Raw genomic sequence first — 1,460 nt, forward strand, 5'->3', positions numbered from 1 at the left:
ACCACTGCGTCTTGCTCGACAATCCAAAGACAATTGAGAGGCTAGGACTTTTGTCCCAGCCTCTTTTTTAGTAGCTGGGATTTTGTACCAGGTTTTAACTTTTATTTCTCAACAGGTAATTAATTGGCGATATCAACTAAGATTGCTGCTACAAACTCATCATGTTTAAACATTAAAACGGTATCTACTTTCAGAGGAGATAACGTTTTTTCTTTTTCGGATAAGGAAACAAAAATTTCTACCTTTCACTATCTTTCAAATTGATTGAGTTCTTCAGAGAAAGGTTGTAAAATTTTTGATATAATATCAAGGATGGACTGATGGATAGTTAAAAGATAATTTTCAAAAGAATGATAGGTGAGAATTAAAAATATGTAAGATTGGACAGATGTCTCTCTACCATCATCCATACAGAAACAAGATTATATGAAATAAAAGGAGTAACCAATGACCGGAAACTATTCAACACGTGAATACCGTGAGAAATTATATGATGACCTTCATGTTCGATTAAGAGATACAGTGATTTTGATGTGTGCGATTTTTATTGCCTCTATAGGTCTAAATATGAATTCAACAGCTGTCATTATTGGAGCCATGCTGATTTCCCCTCTTATGACACCGATTGTTGGACTGGGATTCGGTTTAGCTATTTTTGATACGCGTTTAATCAAGCAATCTCTAGAGGTTTTATTTACTCAAGTATTGGTCAGTTTGCTTGTATCGACTCTGTATTTCTGGATTTCTCCCTTATCTTATGCAAGTAGCGAGTTGATTGCACGAACCTCTCCAACCATTTGGGATGTTCTGATTGCTATTGCTGGTGGGATTGCAGGTGTAATTGGTTCAAGGAAAAAAGAAGCAAATAATATCGTGCCTGGAGTAGCCATTGCAACAGCTCTGATGCCACCTATCTGTACTGCAGGTTATGGTTTAGCTAATGGGAATGTACGATTTTTATTGGGGGCTCTCTATCTTTTCTTGATCAACTGTGTCTTTATCATGCTAGCCAACATTGTTGGAACAAGAATTTTGATGAGAAAATCTCCTTTAACTTCATTTAAAGAGCTGAGCATTAAAATGAGAATTGGCTTGATTTCTTTGATTGTATTGTTGATTCTTCCAGCTAGCTATTCGGCAGTTACTCTGACAATAGAACAAGCGCGCAAAGAAGGGATCAAACAGTTTGTAGGAAAAGAGTTCGCCAATTATACGGTTATTAATCAAGTCTACAAGTCAAGTAACAATGAATTGGTCTTGACGGTTGTTGGAGATCCGATTTCAGAAGAAGAATTAGAAACACTCCACCAAAAACAAGCCTCTTACGGTATTCAATCTGTTCAATTGAAAGTGAATCAAGTTCAGAACTCGCCAACATTAGATAGTGAAGCGACCAAGGAATTTTATGAAAACATTGACAAGTATATTGATCAAAAACTCTCTGAAAAAGATTCACAAAA

Annotated in this window: 1 protein-coding gene; it reads left to right on the forward strand. The window is 36.1% G+C overall.

Features of this window, described 5'->3' with window-relative positions; translation table 11 throughout:
• Positions 1-447: 447 nt before the first annotated feature.
• The coding region (locus ADH81_RS09830) for a DUF389 domain-containing protein (protein ID WP_049528732.1) at positions 448-1,460 on the forward strand (1,013 nt) is incomplete at its 3' end.

The sequence above is a fragment of the Streptococcus pseudopneumoniae genome (genome assembly GCF_001072925.1).
Classification (GTDB): Bacteria; Bacillota; Bacilli; order Lactobacillales; family Streptococcaceae; genus Streptococcus; species Streptococcus pseudopneumoniae_Q.